The organism is Nocardia mangyaensis, assembly GCF_001886715.1.
Classification (GTDB): domain Bacteria; phylum Actinomycetota; class Actinomycetes; order Mycobacteriales; family Mycobacteriaceae; genus Nocardia; species Nocardia mangyaensis.
Genome location: NZ_CP018082.1, coordinates 3,867,074 through 3,887,756, shown reverse-complemented (window position 1 = coordinate 3,887,756; position 20,683 = coordinate 3,867,074). Strand labels below are relative to the sequence as shown.

General features: G+C 68.2%; 18 protein-coding genes and 1 pseudogene. 9 read left to right on the top strand and 10 right to left on the bottom strand.

The annotated features are described in order from the left end of the window. The first annotated feature begins 13 nt into the window (after positions 1–13). Entirely contained in the window at positions 14–1,840 is a 1,827-nt protein-coding gene (locus tag BOX37_RS17465; RefSeq protein WP_071931603.1) for an NAD(P)/FAD-dependent oxidoreductase, read from the top strand. A gap of 27 nt (positions 1,841–1,867) precedes the next feature. Here BOX37_RS17465 and ilvD read toward each other — a convergent pair whose 3' ends face one another. Both ilvD and BOX37_RS17455 read right to left on the bottom strand, forming a co-directional pair. Next, positions 1,868–3,559, bottom strand: coding sequence for a dihydroxy-acid dehydratase (ilvD, locus tag BOX37_RS17460; protein WP_071928587.1), 1,692 nt, complete (start codon positions 3,557–3,559; stop codon positions 1,868–1,870). Between the two features lie 88 nt (positions 3,560–3,647). Beyond that, positions 3,648–4,124: a GNAT family N-acetyltransferase gene (locus BOX37_RS17455; protein WP_071931602.1), complete on the bottom strand. Its 477-nt coding sequence runs from the start codon at positions 4,122–4,124 to the stop codon at positions 3,648–3,650. 293 nt (positions 4,125–4,417) lie between these two features. Here BOX37_RS17455 and BOX37_RS17450 point away from each other — a divergent pair, with 293 nt between their 5' ends. From BOX37_RS17450 to BOX37_RS36170, 6 genes are all read left to right on the top strand, one after another. Beyond that, complete coding sequence (locus BOX37_RS17450) at positions 4,418–4,717, top strand: hypothetical protein (protein ID WP_156910439.1); 300 nt, start codon at positions 4,418–4,420, stop codon at positions 4,715–4,717. A gap of 61 nt (positions 4,718–4,778) precedes the next feature. Further along, the gene (locus BOX37_RS17445; protein ID WP_071928585.1) at positions 4,779–5,210 is read left to right on the top strand and encodes a DUF6325 family protein; all 432 of its coding nucleotides are present in this window, start codon (positions 4,779–4,781) and stop codon (positions 5,208–5,210) included. Positions 5,211–5,225: 15 nt separating this feature from the next. Beyond that, complete coding sequence (locus BOX37_RS17440) at positions 5,226–5,567, top strand: SHOCT domain-containing protein (RefSeq protein WP_071928584.1); 342 nt, start codon at positions 5,226–5,228, stop codon at positions 5,565–5,567. A gap of 131 nt (positions 5,568–5,698) precedes the next feature. Next, positions 5,699–7,291: an FAD-binding protein gene (locus BOX37_RS17435; protein WP_071928583.1), complete on the top strand. Its 1,593-nt coding sequence runs from the start codon at positions 5,699–5,701 to the stop codon at positions 7,289–7,291. 107 nt (positions 7,292–7,398) lie between these two features. Beyond that, complete coding sequence (locus BOX37_RS35375; protein ID WP_240504910.1) at positions 7,399–7,749, top strand: hypothetical protein; 351 nt, start codon at positions 7,399–7,401, stop codon at positions 7,747–7,749. Then, the gene (locus BOX37_RS36170) at positions 7,704–7,901 is read left to right on the top strand and encodes a TetR/AcrR family transcriptional regulator C-terminal ligand-binding domain-containing protein (RefSeq protein WP_420811628.1); all 198 of its coding nucleotides are present in this window, start codon (positions 7,704–7,706) and stop codon (positions 7,899–7,901) included. Before BOX37_RS35375 ends, BOX37_RS36170 begins: the two co-directional genes overlap by 46 nt. Positions 7,902–7,965: 64 nt before the next feature. On the opposite strand, the gene rph is transcribed toward BOX37_RS36170, so the two are convergent. Beyond that, positions 7,966–10,593, bottom strand: coding sequence for a rifamycin-inactivating phosphotransferase (gene rph, locus BOX37_RS17425; protein WP_071928581.1), 2,628 nt, complete (start codon positions 10,591–10,593; stop codon positions 7,966–7,968). 200 nt (positions 10,594–10,793) lie between these two features. Between rph and BOX37_RS17420 the strand changes: the two genes are divergently transcribed. After that, positions 10,794–11,369, top strand: a complete 576-nt coding sequence (locus tag BOX37_RS17420; protein WP_071928580.1) for a dihydrofolate reductase family protein — start codon at positions 10,794–10,796, stop codon at positions 11,367–11,369. Here BOX37_RS17420 and BOX37_RS17415 read toward each other — a convergent pair. Continuing rightward, positions 11,351–11,977 carry a helix-turn-helix domain-containing protein gene (locus BOX37_RS17415; protein ID WP_206045671.1) on the bottom strand — a complete coding sequence of 209 codons (627 nt, stop codon included), beginning with the start codon at positions 11,975–11,977 and terminating at the stop codon, positions 11,351–11,353. The two genes, BOX37_RS17420 and BOX37_RS17415, sit on opposite strands and share 19 nt — an antisense overlap. Before the next feature lie 240 nt (positions 11,978–12,217). Here BOX37_RS17415 and BOX37_RS17410 point away from each other — a divergent pair, with 240 nt between their 5' ends. Then, positions 12,218–13,288, top strand: coding sequence for a mechanosensitive ion channel family protein (locus tag BOX37_RS17410; RefSeq protein ID WP_071928579.1), 1,071 nt, complete (start codon positions 12,218–12,220; stop codon positions 13,286–13,288). A 5-nt stretch (positions 13,289–13,293) separates the two neighbouring features. On the opposite strand, the gene BOX37_RS17405 is transcribed toward BOX37_RS17410, so the two are convergent. The 6 genes and pseudogenes from BOX37_RS17405 to betT form a co-directional block, all read right to left on the bottom strand. Then, a complete protein-coding gene (locus BOX37_RS17405) occupies positions 13,294–13,782 on the bottom strand; it encodes a DUF6328 family protein (protein ID WP_071931600.1) in 489 nt (162 codons plus the stop codon). 241 nt (positions 13,783–14,023) lie between these two features. Continuing rightward, positions 14,024–14,143: pseudogene (locus BOX37_RS34075) on the bottom strand (FAD-dependent oxidoreductase); the annotation flags it as partial. A gap of 3 nt (positions 14,144–14,146) precedes the next feature. After that, positions 14,147–15,247: an IS630 family transposase gene (locus BOX37_RS17395; protein ID WP_071927096.1), complete on the bottom strand. Its 1,101-nt coding sequence runs from the start codon at positions 15,245–15,247 to the stop codon at positions 14,147–14,149. Between the two features lie 141 nt (positions 15,248–15,388). After that, positions 15,389–16,939: a GMC family oxidoreductase gene (locus BOX37_RS17390; RefSeq protein ID WP_071928577.1), complete on the bottom strand. Its 1,551-nt coding sequence runs from the start codon at positions 16,937–16,939 to the stop codon at positions 15,389–15,391. Next, positions 16,936–18,450: an aldehyde dehydrogenase family protein gene (locus tag BOX37_RS17385; protein WP_071928576.1), complete on the bottom strand. Its 1,515-nt coding sequence runs from the start codon at positions 18,448–18,450 to the stop codon at positions 16,936–16,938. Before BOX37_RS17385 ends, BOX37_RS17390 begins: the two co-directional genes overlap by 4 nt. Then, positions 18,447–20,600, bottom strand: coding sequence for a choline BCCT transporter BetT (gene betT, locus BOX37_RS17380; protein WP_084759773.1), 2,154 nt, complete (start codon positions 20,598–20,600; stop codon positions 18,447–18,449). The genes BOX37_RS17385 and betT overlap by 4 nt, the downstream gene beginning before the upstream one ends. Positions 20,601–20,683: the final 83 nt, after the last annotated feature.

Here is a 20,683-nt window from a genome sequence, read left to right as displayed (position 1 = left end):
GGAGGAGGATTCGATGACCCAGACACTGGATCCCGTCGTCGACGGATCGGATGCGGTCGGACCGCAACAGCGCGTGGACACCTGGCTGACGGCCTTCGAGGCGGCGCTGGTCGCGCGTGATGTCGAGGCCGCGGCCGGGCTGTTCGCCACCGACAGCTTCTGGCGCGACCTGATCGCGTTCACCTGGAACATCAAGACCGTCGAAGGTCGTAGCGGTGTCGCCGACATGCTGCGGGCCCAGCTCGCCGACACCGACCCGTCCGGCTTCCACACCACCGAACCACCGACCGAGGACGACGGCGTGATCAGCGCGTGGATCGGCTTCGAGACCGGTGCGGGCCGCGGCGTCGGCCACCTGCGGCTCACCGACGAAGGTGCCTGGACATTGCTGACGAGCATGCAGGAGCTCACAGGCCACGAGGAGAGCCTGGGCACGCGGCGGCCGAAGGGCGTGCGCCACGGCGCCGATCGTGCCCGGGTGACCTGGTCCGAACGGCGCCGGCTCGAGCAGAACGAGCTCGGCTACACCCGCCAGCCGTATGTGCTCGTCGTCGGCGGGGGACAGGGCGGAATCGCCCTCGGTGCGCGGATGCGCCAGCTCGGGGTGCCCGCACTGGTCGTCGACAAGCACGACCGGCCCGGTGACCAGTGGCGCAAGCGGTACAAGTCGCTGTGCCTGCACGACCCGGTCTGGTACGACCACCTGCCGTATCTGCCGTTTCCGGACAACTGGCCGGTGTTCGCACCCAAGGACAAGATCGGCGACTGGCTCGAGATGTACACCAAGGTCATGGAGGTGCCGTACTGGTCCTCGACCACGTGTACCTCGGCGCGCTACGACGAGACGGCCCAGGCCTGGACGGTCGAGGTCGAACGCGACGGTGCGCCGGTGGAGTTACGCCCCACGCACCTGGTGCTCGCGACCGGGATGTCGGGCAAGCCGAATGTCCCGGCTTTTCCTGGCATGGAACGTTTTCGGGGCGATCAGCACCACTCGAGCCTGCACCCGGGGCCGGACCGGTACGCGGGGCAGCGGGCGGTGGTGATCGGGGCGAACAACTCCGCGCACGACATCTGTGCGGCTCTGTGGGAGGTGGGCGCCCGGGTCACCATGGTGCAGCGGTCATCGACGCATATCGTGAAATCGGATTCGCTGATGGAGATCGGGCTCGGCGACCTGTATTCCGAGCGCGCCGTCGCTGCCGGAATCACCACGCACAAGGCTGATCTCACCTTCGCCTCGCTGCCGTACCGGATCATGCACCAGTTCCAGATCCCGGTCTACGACGCCATCCGGGAACGCGACGCCGACTTCTACGCCCGGCTCGAACGGGCCGGTTTCGATCTCGACTGGGGTGACAACGGATCCGGCCTGTTCATGAAGTACCTGCGCCGTGGCTCGGGCTACTACATCGATGTGGGCGCTGCCGAACTCGTCGCCAACGGCGACATCGCCCTGGCACACGGGCAGGTGCGCGAACTCACCGAGAACAGCGTGATTCTCGCCGACGGCACCGAGCTGCCCGCCGACCTCGTCGTCTACGCGACCGGATACGGCTCGATGAACGGCTGGGCCGCCGACCTCATCGGGCAGGAGGTCGCCGACACCGTGGGCAAGTGCTGGGGTTTCGGCTCCGGCACCACCAAGGACCCCGGCCCGTGGGAGGGCGAGCTGCGCAATATGTGGAAGCCGACCCAGCAGCCGGGCCTGTGGTTCCACGGCGGCAACCTGCACCAATCCCGGCACTATTCGCTGTATCTGGCATTGCAGCTGAAAGCCCGCTACGAGGGGATCCCGACCCCGGTCTATGGGAGGCAGGAGGTCCACCACCTGAGCTGACGGGTCGGTCAACCGGTACCGGGCCGGTCAGCTGGTGACGGCGCCGTGCGCGGCCGAGCTGACGAGCTTGCGGTACTTGGCCAGCACGCCCGAGGTGTACTTGGGTGGCAGCGGCTCCCAGCCGACCTTGCGCGCGGCGAGCTCGTCGGCATCGATCTCGACGTCGAGGCGGCGGTTGGCGACGTCGAGGGTGATCGGATCCCCGTCGGCGACGAAGGCGATGGGACCGCCGTCCACGGCCTCGGGCGCGACATGGCCCACGCACAAACCGGTGGTGCCGCCAGAGAATCGGCCGTCGGTGAGGAGCAGGACGTCCTTGCCGAGTCCCGCACCTTTGATCGCGCCGGTGATGGCGAGCATCTCGCGCATGCCGGGGCCGCCCTTGGGGCCCTCGTTGCGGATGACGACGACGTCACCGGCCACGATCGTGCCGTTCTCGAGGGCGTCCATCGCCCCACGCTCGCCGTCGAAGACCCGTGCCGTCCCACGGAAGACATCGGAGTCGAACCCGGCGCTCTTCACCACGGCGCCTTCGGGGGCGAGCGTGCCGTGCAGGATGGTGAGCCCGCCCGACTTGTGGATCGGCCGATCAAGTGTCCGGATGACATCGCCGTCGAGGCCGAGTTCGATCTCGGCCAGGTTCTCGGCCATGGTCGCGCCGGTGACGGTCATGACGTCGCCGTGCAGCAGACCCGCGTCGAGCAGGGCCTTCATCACGACGGGGATGCCGCCTACCCGGTCGACGTCGTTCATGACGTAGCGGCCGAACGGCTTGAGGTCGGCCAGGTGCGGCACCTTGTCACCGACCCGGTTGAAGTCGGCGAGGGTGAGCGCGACTCCGGCCTCCCTGGCGATGGCGAGCAGGTGGAGCACGGCATTGGTCGACCCGCCCAACGCCATGACCACCGTGATGGCGTTTTCGAACGCCTCCAGGGTCATGATGTCGCGCGCGGTGATTCCCCGGCGCAGCAATTCGACGACGGCTTCCCCGGACCTGCGGGCGTACTCGTCCCGGCGGCGGTCGGGTGCGGGCGGGGCGGCCGAGCCGGGCAGGCTCATCCCGAGCGCCTCGGCGGCCGAGGCCATGGTGTTGGCCGTGTACATCCCGCCACACGCGCCCTCGCCCGGACAGATCGCCCGCTCGATGCGGTCGACCTCCTCGCGGGTGATCAGTCCCTTGATGCAGGCGCCGACGGCCTCGAACGCGTCGATGATCGTGACGTCCTTGCCGTCGACATTGCCCGGCAGTGTCGAACCCGCGTAGAGGAACACACTTGCCAGGTCCAGGCGTGCCGCGGCCATCAGCATGCCCGGCAGGCTCTTGTCGCACCCCGCGAGCAGCACCGATCCGTCGAGGCGTTCGGCCATCATCACGGTTTCCACGGAATCGGCGATGATCTCCCGGCTGACCAGCGAGAAATGCATTCCCTCGTGGCCCATCGAGATCCCGTCGGACACCGAGATCGTGCCGAATTCGAGCGGATAGCCACCTCCCGCGTGCACGCCCTCCTTGACCGCCTTGGCGAGGCGGTCGAGCGAGAGATTGCAGGGGGTGATCTCGTTCCAGCTCGACGCGACACCGATCTGCGGCTTGACCCAGTCCTCGTCGCCCATGCCGACCGCGCGCAGCATGCCGCGAGCGGCGGTTTTCTCCAGCCCGTCGGTGACGTCGCGGGAGCGCGGCTTGATGTCGAACGGCTGATCGCTGTCGGGTGCCATGGGGCAAGCCTACGAGCCTGGTCGGCCGAGACGTGCCAACGCGTCGGAAAAGTCCCGGCGCCGGGTTCGGACGGCGATGGTGGGGTGTTCAGGACAGCGAGAGCTCGTAGACGGCTCGTGTGCGACCGGGTCCCTTGTAATCGGTGACCGCCGAGATGTCCCCGAAGGATCGATCGCCGACCACATTGGTGAACCCGAGCGCCGTCCAGGCCGCGTGCGCGGTCCGATTACCCGGTTCCGACGTCAGATACAGCCGCCGGCACCCCCACTCGCGCCCCCGCCCGGCCACGGTATCGAGCAGTGCCCGGGTGATGCCCTGACGTCGGTGCCCGGGATCGGTGACGACATCCTGCACATAGATGTCACCGGGTTGGTCCTGACTGCGAAACGCGACCACCGAACCCACCACCCGAGCACCGTCGACGGCCAGCGGGCAGGTCGAGGAGAACAACGTCGCATACGCCCAGTAGTCCGACCAGGTCCGCGCAGTCAGGTACGGCGCCCCGGTACTCACCAGATCGATGACCTCACCGATCCTGCCGATCGACAGCGGTTCGATGTCCATACCGGCACGGTAGCGCCGCCGCGCAGCCGAGGCGACCGTGCGGAGCACGTGCCGATCTAGAAGATGTGACTTGTTATTTCGGCCTACGTAGGCTGCTTCGATCCGCCGGCTGCGTCAATCTCGCATGACGGATGCGGACGGCGAAAGTCCCAAATTCTCGCCATTCTTCAGCTCTAAAAGAGCGAAAGTATCCTGCCCAGCGGGGGCCGGGCCGCAAGGCCATGCATGTCCGGAAAGCACGTGCATGCCGTCAGCGCTCTGCTAAGTTGCTATTCATTCTAGAGAATGAGGATGTGACAGTGCGTATCACCGGCCATCTCCTCGCCGCCTCGGTGGCGGTGGCATGTTTCGTCGGCACCGCGTCGACCGCCACGGCCGACACCGGCTCGTCAGCCCTCGGCGCCGGATCGGCGGCGACCCACTCGGGCGGGGTGTTCGCCGGGCACGCCGACATCATCGGCCTCGCCGTGCTACTCGGCGTTGCCCCGTTCCAGATCCTGACCAGCGGCATCTGCGATCTGGCGACGATGTCGTCGCTGTCGAATCCGTGTGCACCGGGGACCGCCCGGTACGAGGCCGCGACGGGGCGGTGATCCACGGATCTCACCCGATTCGGGTGACGCGGGCCCGGCGTCCGGCGTGGACACTCGGGGCATGCGGACATCATCGGCACTGGGACCCGTCGAGCTGATCGTGCTGACCTTTCCCGGCACGCGCGTCGACACCGCGGTCACCCGGGCACTGGCGGAGATCGTCGAGCGCGGCACGGTGACCGTGCTGGATCTGATCGTGCTGTCCATGGACGAATCCGGCACCATCGCCGAATTCGAAGTCGACGACGACATCGAGGAGCTGGGCGTGTCCGGGCTGACCGCCGCGGACCTCGATCTGGTCGCCGACGCCGACCTCGACATCGTGCGGGCGTCGATGGAGCCGAACTCCACTGCGGTGGTCCTGGCCTTCGAGGAGACCTGGGCCAAGCAACTCGCCGACGCCGTCCGAGTCGCCGACGGGGAAGTAGCACTGCACGTCCAGGTGCCGCGCGACGCAGTAGACGCCGCGGTGGCCGCCGCGTCGACCACCTAGGCAAAGGAGCAGATCATGCCACTGCGCAGAGGCCGCATCGGGCGGCCGGGCCTGCTGGGTACCGTCGCGCGGACCGCGGTCGTTGCGGGAACCGCGACCGCGACTTCCAATGCGGTCAACAATCGCGCTCGTCGCCGGGGCGCCGAGCAGCAGGCCTACGCCGAGCAGGAGCAGGCCTACGCGCAACAGCCCGCCGCACCCACTTATGCCGCGCAGGCGCCGATGCCGTCGGCGCCACCGGCCTCGCCCGAACCGGAGGACATGGTGTCCAAACTGGCGACGCTGAGTCAGCTGCACAGCTCGGGCGCGCTCTCGGACGCCGAGTTCGCCGCCGCCAAGGCGCAACTGCTCGGTTGACCGGATGACGATGACCCGGCCGAACCTCCTCGGGGCCCACCAGCACGCCGATCGCGGCTATTTCTAGAACACGTTATAGTCGGGCGATCGGCGACGATGCCGGTGGTACATCCGCCCGGAAGGTGGTCAGAGTGCGGGCCTGGGACAGTTCAGCCGATGTCGTGGTGGTCGGGTACGGCGGCGCGGGGGTGGCCGCGGCGCTGGCGGCGCGCGAAACCGGTGCCGACGTCCTCGCCATCGACCGCTATCTCGGCGGCGGCGCGACGGCACTGTCCGGCGGCATCGTGTACGCGGGCGGTGGGACCGCGGTGCAGCGCGCGGCGGGCATCGACGACGACGCCGAGAACATGCTCGCCTACCTGCGCGCGGAGGTCGGCGACGCGGTGAGCGAGCAGACGCTGCGCCGATTCTGCGAGGAATCCCCGGCGATGATCGACTGGCTGTGCGCGCACGGTGTGCCGTTCGAGCCGTCGGTGTGCCCCTACAAGACGTCCTATCCGACCGACGACTACTACCTCTATCACTCCGGCAGTGAGAACTCCGGCGGGTACCGGGATCTCGCGCGGCCGCGCCAGCGCGGTCATCGCACACACGGTCCTGGCGTGTCCGGCAAGGCGCTGTTCGGGCCGCTGGCCGCGTCCGCGGCCGAACACGGTGTCCGTGTCCGAACCGGCACCAGGGCAGAGCGTCTCGTGGTCGAGGACGGGTGGGTGACCGGCATCGAGGCCGTCTCGATCGCGCACGCGTCCGCCGCGGTTCGCCGCCGGTTCGCCGCGCTCGCCCGCATCTCCGCGAAACCGGGTGTTTACCACCCGGGCCTACGGCGGGCGATGCAGCTGCTGCTCGACCGCATCGAACGCACACACGGTGTGACGGTGCGGATTCGAGCGAAGTCCGGGGTGGTGCTCACCACGGGCGGGTTCATCGCCAATCAGCAGATGGTCGCCCGGCACGCCCCCGCGTACCCGTGGTCGCAGGGGCTGCCGCTGGGCACCGCGGGCGACGACGGCAGCGGCATCACCATGGCGCGCGACATCGGCGCGGCCAGCGGCAAGATGGACGCGATGTCGACCTGGCGTTTCATCGCACCGCCCAGTGCGCTGTTCGGGTCGATCGCCGTGAATGTGCGCGGTGAGCGCCTGATCGACGAATCCCGCTACGGCGCGGCGCTGGGCGCGGCGATCGCCGCCAGCCCCGGCCACCGGGCCTGGCTGCTCGTGGACGCGACAGTGGAAGCCGAGGCCCGCCGGCAGATCGGCACGCAGTCGGTGTGGTTCCAGCGCATGCAGACCGAGCGACTGCTGCGGTTCGGTCGCGTCGCCGGCCGGACTGTCGAGGAGGTCGCCACCCGTGCCGGTATCGACCCGGTCGCTCTGCGCGCCACCCTCGACGCGCACAACCAGGCCATCGAGCACGGCACCCCGGATCCGCAGGGCAAGCCCGACGACATCCGTCGCCCGCTTCGCACGGGGCCTTTCGCCCTGCTCGACATCTCGTTCTCGGCCAGGCTCACCTACCCGATGCCGATGCTCACCCTCGGCGGCCTGCTGGTGGACGAGGACACCGGCGCTGTCCGCGCCGAGGCCGGTGGGGTGGTCCCCGGTCTCTTCGCGGCGGGCCGCGCGGCGGTCGGTGTCTGCTCGAACTCCTATGTCAGTGGACTGTCGCTGGCCGATTGCGTGTTCTCCGGGCGCCGCGCGGGCACCTACGGTGCCAAACCATGACCATCGGAGTCGGCGTTGTCCCGCACGCCCACGAGACGAGCCGGTGGCCGGAATCAGGGATTGCCCTGATGTGCGTGCGGCCTCGAGTATTCCACCATTGAGAGACGGTGTTGCTGCTGGTCAGCGCGTTCTCCCCGGCGGGGGATCGCAAAACAGCAGCCGCGGCCACCGCCGAACTGCTCGACCAGACCGTGCTGGTGTACTCGGCCAACACCTCCGCCTTCACCGGACTGATCCTGGCGGCGGTCACCGCATGGGGCTACCTGCACTACTGGTGGGTGGGCCTGAGGTTCGTCCTCACGCTCGGCCAGCTGTATCTGGGCATCTTCGTTCTCTCCGCGGCGATGCGCGAGACCGTGGTGGCCGCCGAACAGGGCTCCGACGGGCCGGCCTCGCCGGTTCGTTCGGCAGCATTCTGCGCGCCGTTCTCAGCGAGACCCATCGTCGTCCCGCGCTGATGGTGGCTTTACACGAGTCGATTTTCGACCCGCGGGCCGCCGAACTGCGGACGATGCTGAGCGCGGCGGCCGCCGCGGGGGAGATCCGCGCCGACGTCGCCGACTCCCCGGTGCCACCCTCGGCCCGGAACTTGTGGTGTTCCGGTTCCTGACCGAAGGCGCGCCCGTCCCCGACGCGACGATCATCGTCCTGCCGCTGCTGTCCTGAGCAATGCCCTAGTCGTCGGGCTGCGCGAGGATTTCAACGTATCCGTCCGTGCCGTTGACCCGGATACGCTGCCCGTCGCGGATCAGGTCGGTGGCGTGCTCGACACCCACGACGGCGGGCAGACCGTATTCGCGAGCGATGACCGCGCCGTGTGTCATCAGACCGCCGACCTCGGTCACCAATCCCGCGATCGCGACGAAGAGCGGGGTCCAGCTCGGATCGGTGTAGGCGGTGACCAGGATGTCGCCCGCCGCGAGATCGGCTTTCGCGATATCGGCGACCACGCGAGCGCGCCCCTCGATGATCCCGGCCGACACGGCCATCCCGGGCAACGCACCCGCGGGCAGGTCCTCGCGTCGATACGCGCCGGTGACGGCCTCCCCGTCGGAGGTGAGCACCCGCGGCGCGGACATCGTTCGGTACGTGCGGAACGCTTCCTCGCGCTCGTCGATGAGCTGCGCGTCCGCCCGTTGTGTGCGGACGACCTCGTCGAGTTCGTCGAACCGGAGGTAGAAGATGTCCTCGGGATCGCGCAGGACCCCGGCCTCGACCAGCCGCGCGGCCTCGGCAGACAGGGCCTGCTTGTAGACGAAATAGCGGCTCACCATGGCGTACTTCGGATACTCCCGATACCCCGAGAACGTCCGGACCCGGTCGATCATCGCGGCGGTCTCCTCGGCCTTGCGTTCCCCGTCCGGCAGGGCGCGTAGCCGTTGCAGGAGTTGACGTCCGGCTTCCTCGGCACCGCGGAGGCCGTCCGCGAATCGCTGCCTCCCGGCGCCGGGCTCGAAGTTCTCGATATTGCCCAGGATCATCGGCACGAGGGTGGCGGGGCTTTCGCTCCAGCGTGGCCGGGTGATGTCGATTTCGCCGACACAGCGCATGCCGTAGGTGTCGAGAAAGTCCTCGATCGCGGCCCGTGCCTCGTCGCCTCCTGGGTATGCGGTCAGCTCGCCCAGGAAATCGGACCCTGTCGTCCCCGACTGCTCGACCTGCCGCAGAGCGGCCACCACCGCTGGGTGCGGGCGGAGGGCGTCGGCGACGTCCAGCAGTGCCAGACCCATCTCCGAGGTCACGTTTCCCGGCACCGACTGGGTGAGCGCGTCGGCGGCGTTGCGCTCACCCAACCATTCCCACAGCTGCGTGTTGAGCCACTGCGCGGCATCCATTCCGGCCGTGATCACCCGCAGACTCCGTGGCGCGAACAGGACCCGGCGCAGCTCCTGGATGTCGGCGCGCAGGAAATCGATCAGGGCCGGTCCGGATTGGGCGCGGATGTCTCGTTTCAAGGCCGCGAGGGAGGCCTCGCTGTCGGCGATGAGCTCGGTGACGATGCCGGGATCGGTCTCGATCGGCGCGGGTGCGCCCCCCTGCCGCGCGGTCGGTGTGTCAGCGGACTCCGCCTGCGGCACTGGGCGAACGAAGTCGCCGCGGTCGATGACGGTCTGCAGCGCGTCCCCGATGAGCGGATCGGATCTGCCCAGCGCATCGATGAGCCCGGCGCTGGTCGTCGGCGAGGACAGCGCCGGGGTGACGTCGACGAACAGGCGCCCGCCCGCGTCCCGCATGGGCGCGCTACTCGTCAACTGCCACAGCGAGATACCCAGCGGTTTCATCGCGTCGGTCATCATCTGCTGATGGCCGACCGACACGTACACGCGGTTCTGCTCGTCGGCGGCGACCGGAATCGGGAACAGCGTGGTGATCGGCCTGCTCTGCACGATGTGGATGTCGTCGCCGTCGAGGCACCATTCGATGTCCTGCGGGCTGCGGAAATGTGCCTCGATGCGGCGGCCCGCTCGGGCCAGCCGGAGCACCTCGGCCGCGGTCAGTACCGGCTGCTCGCGGCGGTCCCCGGCGATCTCGCACACCCGCGTTCCGCCGGTCGGCGCCGGCTCGATGGCGAGCTTCTTGGTGGCGATCGACGAACTGGTGATCACGCCGTCGCGCACCTGGTACACATCGGCGTTCACGAGGCCGGAAACGAGGGCCTCGCCGAGGCCGAAGCCCGCGTCGATGGACACCACCGTTCGGTCGGAGGTGACGGGGTCGGCGGTGACCAGGATGCCCGCGGCGCGCGGGAACACCATCCGCTGCACGACCACCGCCATCCGAATCGCCCGGTGGCCGAACCCATGTCGCAGACGGTAGGTGACCGCGCGCTCGGTGAACAGCGAGCCCCAACATCGACGGACGTGCTCGAGGATCGCCGCGGAGCCGGCGACGTTGAGAAAGGTGTCCTGCTGACCCGCGAAGGACGCGGTGGGTAGATCCTCGGCCGTGGCGCTGGATCGCACGGCGTAGGCGCCGTCGACACCGAGTCGGGTGTGCGCGTCGATGATCTCGGCCACCACGTCGTCGGGCATGGCGAGTTCTTCGACCGTGCGCCGGATCTGCGCGCTCAGCTCGGCGATCGCTGATCGATCGTCCGGCTCGAGGCGAGCGAGTTCGTCGAGCCGGTCGTCGATCGACGGGGCGCCGGCCAGCGTCCGCGCGTAGGCGTCGGTCGTCACGCAGAAGCCGTCCGGCACCTCGAGACCGTCGACGCGCGACAGCTCACCGAGGTTCGCGCCCTTGCCGCCCACGATCGCGACCTGTGTCCGATCAACATCCCCGAAGTTGAGCACATACGCCATCCGATACTCCTCACCTGGTGTTTTGGGTATATCGCCAGCGATTATGGACCACGGATCGGCGCCTCATGAGCGCCCGGAATCGTGTATACAGTGAAAGGGGAAGGGGTTGCGGCGGGGCGTGTCGGTTTCGTCCAAGACAGTGTCGGCGCAGGTTTCTAAGCTGACGAGCAACAGTGGATGCTCGTACTCAGGAGGAACTGATGGCCCGCGAACTCGTCTACACCGGATTCATGTCGCTGGACGGCGTCGTCGACTCACCCGGCGGCACCGTGGAGGGACACCGCAGCGGCGGTTGGGTGATGGACACCGAGTTCGTGCCCGAGGCCTTCGCGCTCAAAGGTGAGGAACTCGCCGACACCACGGCCCTGCTGTTCGGGCGCCGCAGCTACGAGGCGTTCGCGCCGATCTGGCGGGATTCCGAGGATCACGCCGCCTACAAGGACCTGCCGAAGTACGTCGTGTCCACCACCCTGGCCGCCGACGCGCTCCTCGACGGCTGGGGCGAGACCACGATTCTGCGCTCGGCCGACGACGTCGCGAAGCTGAAGCAGACCGAGGGCGGCGCCATCTTCGTGCACGGCAGCGCCGAACTGGCCAGGAACCTGGCAGCGGCGGACCTGATCGACCGGTACAACCTGCTGGTGTTCCCGGTCCTGCTCGGGGCGGGCAAGGGCTTGTTCGACCGGTCCGACCGTGACAAGCGGTCGCTGCGGCTGCGCGAGTCGGCGACCTATTCCAACGGCGTGGCCAAGCTCGTCTACGACGTCGTCGACTGAGCGGGATCGAGCGCGATCGCCCCGCCGTCCCCGGCCCGCAGCTGTCCGGCGGTCCGCCCCACGTAACGGCGCAGCGCGCGGGCGAGGTGAGGCTCGTCGTAGTATCCGAGCTTGTCGACCACCTCGCCCGGCATCGCGCCCGCTGTCAGCAGGAGCGCGGCGGTGCGAGCGCGCCCGATCTGGCGCACCGCGCCGTGGGTGAGTCCCGTGGCCGCGCGGAACCGCCGCTCGAGCGTCCGCTCCGCCACCGTCGGCGGCGAACCGCGCAGCGTGGCCGCGACCAGCGGATCACCGACCACAACCCCCTCCCTGACCAGTCGGTGGACCAGCGACTCGGCATCGTCGGGGCGCGGGATCTCCCGGTGAGCGCCGTCGAGCCAGAACGTCCGGTCGGTCACATCCGGCAGCACGACCCCACCGTCGACCAATGACGGCGTCGCCATCGCCCGCAGCGAAGTGCCGACGGCGAACTGGATTCCGACGAAGTCCGCATCCTCGGGCACCGGTGCGGTCCCGGTGCGCGTCTCCGGCCCGGTGATCGCCGCGAGTGTCCGACCCTGCTGTTCCCAGAACACCAGGCCCCACGTCTCGGTCGCGACCGAGGTCATCGTCGAGACCTCGTCGCTGCGACACGTCCACACGGACTCGACCCATGGCGAATCCGACTCCCGCGTGTCGAAGTGCAGTCCCACCACCGCATCCTAGAACGACCAAGCCTCCTGCGCCGTCGCCACAGGACTGTCATGTCGGTTGTCGCGGAAAGGGGGTATGTAGCTCGCTGAGGTGGTCGCTCGTCGAAACGGTAGGTGGCCCACAGAAATCGGAGATGGCGAGAGGAGCTCGATCTCGTGGAGGAACTGGTGCGGCCGTTGATCGTCGTGCTCGGCACGGTGGCGGTCACGGTGTCGGTGGGACTGGTGGTCGATCGGCTGCTGCGCTACAGCGCGCGACGGCGGCCGGGGTCCCACCTGCCGACGCTGCTGCGCCGGGTGCAGTTGCCGCTGCAGGTGATGCTCGGTGCGGTAGCCCTGCACGCCACCTATCCGCTGGCGCAGCTGGAGCTGCGCCACGACGCGGTCATCCGCAATGTTCTGGCCACGGCCGCGGTGATGGCCGCGGCGTGGCTGGCCATTCGGGCGGCCGACGCGGTGGCGGAGAACCTGCTGCGCCGTTATGCCGACCGCACCAGCGAGGTCGCGCGGGTGCGGCAGCTGCGCACGCAGCTGGGGCTGGTGCGGCGCATCGTCACCTCGGTGCTGGTGTTCACGACCGCGGCGGTGGCCATCCTGCTGCTGTTCCCGACGCTGCGCACTCTGGGGACCTCGATGCTGGCGTCCGCGGGGGTGATCGGCATCATCGCCGGTGTCGCCGCCCAGTCGACCTTGAGCAATCTGGTGGCGGGGCTGCAGATCGCCTTCGGCGATTCGGTGAAAATCGGTGACACCGTGGTCGTGGAAGGGGAGTGGGGGACGGTCGAGGAGATCACCCTGGCCTTTCTCACGGTCCGGATCTGGGACGACCGCCGGCTGACCATGCCGGTCTCCTACTTCAACAGCAAGCCCTACGAGAACTGGTCGCGGGGCGGTTCACAGGTGACCGGCACGGTCCTGCTGCACCTCGACCACAGCACGCCGGTCTCCGCGCTGCGCGACCATCTGCACGACTTCCTGCGCGACCGTCCGGAATGGGACGGCCGGAACTGGAATCTGCTCGTCACCGACAGCACGCCGACGAACATCGTGATCCGTGCGACGATGTCGGCGGCTGACGCCGACGACGTGTGGGATCTGCGCTGTGCGGTCCGCGAAGAACTTCTGGGCTGGGTGGGCAGGCACCATCCTGGCGCCCTGCCCAAGATTCCCACCACGATCACGACTGTCGACGCCGAGAGTCGTGCGATGGAGCCGGCTCGTCTGTGACGGTGCTAGCGGTGGGCGGAGTGGAGGCGCTGGTACCAGGGCCACACCACCCACACGCCCAGGAACAGCGTCCCGAACAGCACGCCCGCCGCCACGGCCGCCCACGGGCCAGCGACGACGTCGAAGATCAGGATCGCCACCCCGGTCAACGCCACCCCGAGCAGGAGGATCCCGGCGACCGCGATGCGGGACGACGAGGAGACCAGCCAGGCGAGTTCGTGTCGCCGGAACACCACGCGATGCGCGGCGACCGGGGCGACGAGCAGCACTGTCGCGCTGATCGAGGCGGTCACCACCACCAGGTAGAGCACTCGAGCCGGGGTGCCCATCGACTCGAACCGGGGCTGGAACGGCAGCACGATCAGAAAACCGGTCAGCAACTGGACGCCGGTCTGGACGACCCGTAATTCCTGCAGCAGCGACCCCCAGTTCCGATCGAGCCGTTGTGTCTCGGTCTCACCGCGGGCCTGCTCGTTCCAGTCGGCATCATCCATCAGGCGCATCTCCTCGTCTGGCGCTATACCCCACAAACGCCCGGTCAATCACCGAATTCGTGGGATGCCGGTCTTTCGCCAGTGAAAATCGGTTGGCCATCGTGGCCGTGCTGTGCACGATGGAATGGTGGAGCGAACCTTCGAGGAACTGGTGGACGAACTGCCGCCAGGCGACCGCCGACGGCCAAGCGCACCGCCGTGTCGTCGCGGCGGGCGAACTGCGTGATCTGCCCGATCGGGGCGGGCGGGGGTTGACGAGGGTGATGCCGACGTCGTCGCGCTGCAGGAGACGATTGGCGGCCACGGTGCCCGCGTATCCACCGCCGATGACGACAACTTTGGTGTTGGCAATTTCGGTCATGTTCTAGTGTTCCGCGCCTGAAATCCGTTGCAGATATCGTGCGAGGGAGTCGAGTATCTCGTCGGCGGTCTTGCGCCAGACGAATGGGCGTGGGTTGGTGTTCCACTGGTCGACCCAGTCTCGGACGTCTTTCTCGAGTGCAGCGACGCTTTTGTGGACGCTGCGGCGTAGTAGTTGCTGGGTGAGGAGCCCGAACCAGCGTTCGACCTGGTTGAGCCAGGAGGAGCCGGTCGGGGTGAAGTGCACGTGGAATCGTGGGTGGGCGGCGAGCCATTGCTGGACCATCGGGGTCTTGTGGGTGGCGTAGTTGTCGCAGACCACGTGCACGTCCAACTCGGCGGGCACGGTCTTGTCGATGCTGGTCAGGAACGTGCGGAACTCGGTGGCGCGGTGGCGGCGGTGCAGTTCGCCGATCACTGTGCCGTCGGCGATGTTGAACGCGGCGAACAGGCTGGTGGTGCCGTGACGGGCGTAGTCGTGGGTGCGGCGCTCGGGCATGCCGGGCATCATCGGCAAGACCGGCTGGGACCGGTCCAGAGCCTGCATCTGAGACTTCTCGTCGACACAGAGAACCACGGCTCGTTCGGGCGGATTGTGGTACAAGCCAACGACATCGACGACCTTCTCCACGAACAACGGGTCGGTGGAGATCTTGAATCCATCGGCCAGGTGGGGTTTCAAGTCGAACCGCCGCCAGATCCGCCCGACCGTCGATTTCGACAGCCCGGACCGCCCGGCCATCGCCGACCGCGACCAGTGCGTGGCATCGGCCGGGACCTGCTCGAGGGTCATCTCGACCACCTGCTGAACCTGATCGAGCAGGATGGACGGCGGCCGGCCCGGCCGCGGTTCATCGGCCAGACCGGCCAATCCGTACTCGATGAACCGGTTCCGCCACTTGCGCACCGTCATCGCCGACACACCCACCTCAGCGGCAACGTGGGTGTTGAACGCGCCCGGCTCGGCGCAGGCCAGCACGATCCGGCACCGCAACGCATACGCCTGCGTCGACGTCGCCGCTCGCGCACCACGCACCAACTCCCGACGCTGAGCGTCGGTCACTACCAAATCCGGACCCGATCTCGGCCGCCCCGTCCTAGCCACCACCGAATCCTACAATTAGACAACGGATTTCAGGCGCGGAACACTAGGTGACACCGTCGGTCGCCCTCGTGTGACACAACGTGGCGCAGGTCATGGATCCGCTGTGATCCCGCGGAACGGAACATGTCGGCGCATGGGCAGTTATCGGCTCGCCGCCACGAGTTCGGCGCAGCGTTCGCCGACCAGCATGACCGTGATGTTCGGGTTCACCGTGGTGTGTGCGGGAAACACCGAGGCATCCGCGACCCGAAGTCCGTCGACACCCTTGACCCGCAGTTGGGGATCGAGAGGGCTCATCGGGTCGTCGACCGGGCCCATCCGGACGGTCCCGACCGGGTGATAGACCGTGTTGTGGGTGCGCCGGATGTAGTCGGCCAGTTCGGCATCGGTCTGCACCTCGGGTCCCGGGTACAGCTCGCGTTTCACCCAGTCGGAAAGGGGTGCGGCGGCGGCGATCTCGCGGGCCTTGCGGATCCCGGCGATCATCACCCGCAGGTCGTGGCCCTCGGGATCGGTGAAGTAGCGGGGGTCCACCCGGGGCTTGTCGCGGAAATCGCGGGAGCGCAGGCGGACGGTGCCGCGTGAACGGGCCTGTGTCACATTCGGAGTGAGGCAGAAGGTGTTCTCGGCGGTGGGGTAGCCCTGGCGCAGGGTGTGCATGTCGAACGGGACACTGCCGTAGTGCATCATCAGGTCCGGCCGGTCGAGGCCGTCGACGGTCGGGGTGAAGATCCCGGCCTCCCACCACTGCGTGGAGGTGTCCACCATCGGTCGCGTCGTCTCGAAACCGATGACGCCCTCCGGGTGATCCTGCAGGTGCGCCCCGACCCCGGGGGAGTCGACGAGCACCTCGATGCCGTTCTCGCGCAGGTGATCCGCGGGGCCGATCCCCGAGAGCATGAGCAGTTTCGGCGAATCGATGGCGCCCGCGGACACGATCACCTCGCGCGCGGCCGTGATGCGGGTGGTGCGACCGAAAGCATTGTCGGTGATGTCGACACCGACCGCGCGCCCGTTCTCGATCACGATCTTCTTCACCCACGCCCCCGTGCGCACGGTGAGGTTCGGCCGGTCCAGATTCGGATGCAGGTAGCTCACCGACGACGACGAACGGGTGCCGTCGGGAAGGCGGTTGATCTGAAAGAAGTTGGCGCCGTTGACGACAGTCTCGCCGGAGTTGAACTCCGCACGCGGGATGCCGACGGTCTCGCAGGCATCGAGCACCGCGACGCCACACGGATCGTTCGGCGGCACGGTCATGATGTGTACCGGCCCGGTGCGACCGTGATGCGCACCGGGAGCGTCGTTGGTCTCGATGGCCGGATAGAGCCGGTAGACCGAATCCGCGTCCCACCCGGTGGCACCGTGCTCGTGTTCCCAGGCGTCGAGATCCTCGCGCGGCGCCCAGAACGCGATACAGCTGTTGTGCGAGGAGCATCCGCCGAGCACCTTGGCGCGGGCGTGGCGCATGAACGAATTGCCGTTCTCCTGCGGCTCGATGGGATAGTCCCAGTCGTAGCCCGACTCGAGCAACTCCATCCAGCGATCCAGCCGCAAGATGGCCGGATCGTCGACATCCGAGGGCCCCGCTTCGAGCAGACAGACCCGCACCGACGGGTCCTCCGAGAGCCGGGCGGCGACGGCCGCGCCCGCGGATCCACCGCCGACGATCAGGTAGTCGTAGTCGCTCACAGCTGCTCCCCTCGGTCGGCGAACCAGCCGGTGACGCCCGGCCGGAGGTTCTCGTAGACGTGCTTGGCCTCGCGGTACTCGTGCAACCCGGATGGTCCGAGTTCGCGGCCGACACCGGAGTGTCCGAAGCCACCCCACTCGGCCTGCGGCAGATACGGTCCGAAGTCGTTGACCCACACCGTGCCGTGGCGCAGCCGCGCAGCGATGCGCCGGGCTCGGGCGGCGTCACCGGACCACACGGCACCGGCCAGGCCGTACTCGGTGTCGTTGCCGATGGTGACGGCCTCGTCCTCGGTGCGGAACGTCTCCACGGTGACGGTCGGCCCGAACGCCTCATCGTGCACGCACGCCATGTCCCTGGTGGCACCGTCGATGACCGTGGGCAGATAGAACCAGCCCTGGTCGAGATCGCCCGAACCCTGGTCGCCATGGGCGAATTCGCCCCCGGTGCGAATGACGGCGCCCTCGGCGCGAGCCCGCTCGACATAGGCGTGCACCTTGTCGCGGTGCGCGGCCGAGATCAGCGGGCCGGTCTCGGTGCCCTCGGCGAACGGCAGACCGAGCCGGATCTGTTCGGCCCGCCGCACCAGCTCATCGACGAACCGATCGTGCGCCGACTCCTCGATCACCAGCCGCGCACCCGCCGAACACACCTGGCCGGAATGCAGGAACGCCGCGTTGAGCGCATTGTCGACGGCCGCGGCGAGCCGCTCGTCGGTGTCGCACGCGTCGGCGAAGATGACATTGGGGTTCTTGCCGCCCAGCTCCAGCGCCACCTTCTTGACCGTCGCGGCGGCCTCGCGCGCGATGACCTTGCCGGTGGCCAGCCCGCCGGTGAACGAGACCAGGTCCACATCGGGATGCGACGACAGCGGCGCGCCCGCGGTCGCGCCCGCGCCCAGCACCAGGTTCGCCACGCCCGGCGGCACGCCGATGTCGTCGAGGACCGACATCAGCAGGATCGCGGTGTGCGGGGTGAGCTCAGCGGGCTTGAGCACGAACGTGTTGCCCGCCGCCAAGGCGGGGGCGATCTTCCAGGCCGCCTGCAGCAACGGGTAGTTCCACGGTGTGATCAATCCGCACACGCCGACCGGCTCGTAGACGATCCGCGAGTCGACATCGGGGGAGCCCGCGTCGACCACGCGGCCCGCGTCCTCGGCGGCGAGCTTGCCGAAGTACCGGAAGCAGTTCGCGATATCGGACATGTCGATCTCGGATTCGTAGGGCCGCTTGCCGGTGTCGAGGGTCTCGGCGCGCACGAACTCCGCCCGCCGAGCATCGATGGCATCGGCCACGCGCAGCAGCAGATCACCGCGTTCGACGGCCGAGGTCGCGCGCCACGGGCCGCCATCGAAGGCCCGCCGGGCCGCGGCGATGGCGGCATCGGTATCGGCCGGGCCGGCCTCGGCCACCACACCGACCACGGAATCATCGGCCGGGCAGCGGATCTCGCGGGTCTCGCCGGAGATCGCCGGACGCCACGCGCCGTCGATGTAGAGGGTCTCGCTCATGACGTCGAAGTCCCTTCCTGATCGGTGTCGGTGCCGTCGGGTTCGGGCTCGTGGTGATCGCCCGCCGAGCGGCGCAGGTGCAGATAGCCGAGATGACGTTCGTACTGGTCGAGAATGTCGCCGATGACCTGTTCGCGGCTGTATCCGTTGAGCGAATAGCCCTGGGTGCCCTCGGACAGGTAGACCTCGCAGCGGAAGTACCGGTCGTCGGCCCGCTGCGCGAGCACCGCGTAGGTGGGCGCCGGGGCCGACACCGGCCACACGCCGTACTCGAAGCGGGGCTCGTTGGCCTGGTCCACGAGCAGTCGCGGCGATGGCAGGCCCTCGTTGCGCCCCGACTCGTCGATGGTGGCCGCCACGCCCATGCTTTCGAACTCGACCGCCACCTCGCGCATCGCCGGGACGACGGTGTTGGTGATGAACTTGCGGCTTGCCGTCGGCCCCGGATAGAGGATGGTCGCCAGCAGTCGGCGCCGCCAGCTGCCGGATTCGGCCGGTCCACGGCCGGCGGCGAAGGCCTTGGGCAGCGAGGTGCGGTAGCTGTCGAGTTTGAACGACTCGTTGCGCACCGAGCGCAGCAGCGAGATCCCGATGAGCGCCAGGATGAACGAGAACGGCAGGCCCATGATGATGGTCGCGTTCTGCAGCGTGGTGATGGACCCGCCGGCACCGGCGAACAGCATCGACAGGGTGAGCAGGCCGATCGCCATGGACCAGAAGATGCGGGTGCTGCGCGCGCAGTCGGCCATCGGGTCGGGCAACTTCGAGGTGAAGTTGCCCATGACCAGTGCCCCGGAGTCGGCGCTGGTCACATAGAACAGCAGACCGGTGATGGTCGCGATACCCAACAGCATCGGTGCGCCCGGGTAACGCTCGAGCAAGGAGTAGAAGCCGACCTCGGCTTGCGCGGCCGTCGTCTCGGCGAACCCGGCATCGGTGCGGGCCAGGTCGAGTGCGCTGTTACCGAAGATCGAGATCCACAGCAGAATGAAGCTGAACGGCACGACGAGCACCCCGAAGATGAACTGGCGCAAAGTGCGCCCACGGGAGATGCGCGCCAGGAACAGCCCGACGAACGGCGCCCACGCCACCCACCACGCCCAGAAGAACAGGGTCCAGCCGTCGAGCCACGCGCTGGGCTCGTTGGCTGTCTCCGGATTGCGGTCCCAGGCGAAGGTGTCGAGGGTGCGGTCGAAGAAGGTGGAGATGTAGTCGCCGACGTTCTGGGTGAGCCCGTTGAGCAGGAAGTCGGCCTTGCCGGTCACCAGGATGTAGACCAGCAGCGCGATCGAGAGAATGACATTGAGTTCGGACAGCCGGCGGATGCCGCGATCGACACCCGTGGTCGCCGAGATGGTCGCGATGATCACCGACAGCACGATCAGCCCGATCTGGGCGGCCTTGCCCTGCGAGACGCCGAACATCTCGTGCAGGCCGTAGTTGAGCTGCACGATGCCGATGCCGAGCGAGGTCGCGATACCGAAGATGGTGCCCAGCACCGCGGCCACATCGATGGCGTCGCCCCACCGTCCGTGCACGCGTTTGCCGAAGATCGGGTAGAGCGCGGCCCGGATGGTGAGCGGCAGATTGTGCCGGAAGGCGAAGTAGGCCAGCGCCCCGCCCATCAGGGCATACATCGCCCAGCCGGTGATGCCGTAGTGGAAGATCGTCCAGGTGACCGCCTCGCGGGCGGCGGCATTGGTCTCGGCCGGGCCGACGGGCGGGTTGAGGTAGTTGTAGACGGGCTCGGCGACCGAGAAGAACATCAGGTCGATGCCGATGCCCGCCGCGAACAGCATGGCCGTCCAGGAGAACAGGCTGTACTCGGGGCGGGACTGTTCCGGGCCGAGCCGATAGCGCCCGTATTTGCTCGCGCCCAGAAACACCACCAGCCCGACGATGGCGGTGGCGAGGAGGAAATACCACCAACCGAACCAGGTGACGATGAAGGTCTTCACCTCGACCACGACGGTCTCGGCGCTACCCGGTGCGGCCAGCGCCCAGATCGCGAAGGCGAGCACGATCGTCGCCGCGATCAGGAACACCGGCCGGTTGACCGAGCCGCGGCTCGCCTCGGGATGCGACGGCTGCACCGAATCCGCCGCACCATCCTCGGTGTCGCCCCGGCCGGAACTGTTGACACCACCCATGCGACGAAGGGTAGTTCCTGGTCAGTCCCAGGTCCGGGATCTCCGGCTCACCGGCCCGCCGCACCGGACCGGTGAACTCGCCC